Consider the following 570-nt stretch of genomic DNA (forward strand, 5'->3'; position numbering starts at 1 on the left):
CGCGGGCGCCCTCGACGGGAGCGGAGGGGGCGGTGCCGCTCGGGTCGGGGGGGCCGGACGCGGTGCTGGGGGCCAGGGCCCCGCACCGGGTGCAGAACGGGCTGGTCCGGGGCAGGGGCGAGCGGCACTGGGTGCACACGCCCGTGACGGTGGTGCTCATCGTGCCTCCCCCTGGCTCCGCCCGGAAGGCTGACCGAGCACCTGCCCGTGCCCTGGGGCCGGGCACAGGGTAGCAACGGGCCATGTCACCGGGACGTCACCTGCCGGAGCACCTCGACGGCCCCGGCGCCGGTCAGGGCGAGGGGCAGGGCGAGGACGACGGACAGGCCTTCGAGGGTGTCGGCGAGCCGGGAGAAGCCGACCGAGCGCCACCCGCGGCCCATGGGCACGGCGAGCAGCGGCACGAGCACCCCGAGGGCCAGGAGCACGAGGGGGATCTGGGCCTCGAGGTCGAGCCCCACGGCCCCGAGGGCGCCGAGCTGGAGCACGAGGGTCGCGGCGGCCAGGCGCGGCGCCCAGCGGGCCACGGGCCCTCGGGTGGTCCGCGGCTGGAGGGCCAGGGCGAGGGCG

The 570-nt window shown here is 78.6% G+C and carries 1 protein-coding gene; it reads right to left on the minus strand.

Annotation, left to right across the window (positions count from 1 at the left end; all coding sequences use genetic code 11):
- Positions 1-245: 245 nt before the first annotated feature.
- A partial coding sequence (locus L0B03_RS18930; RefSeq protein ID WP_250448663.1) for a hypothetical protein occupies positions 246-570 on the minus strand: 325 nt, incomplete at its 5' end.

The sequence above is a fragment of the Actinotalea sp. C106 genome (assembly GCF_023630195.1).
In the GTDB taxonomy this organism is placed as follows: Bacteria; Actinomycetota; Actinomycetes; order Actinomycetales; family Cellulomonadaceae; genus Actinotalea.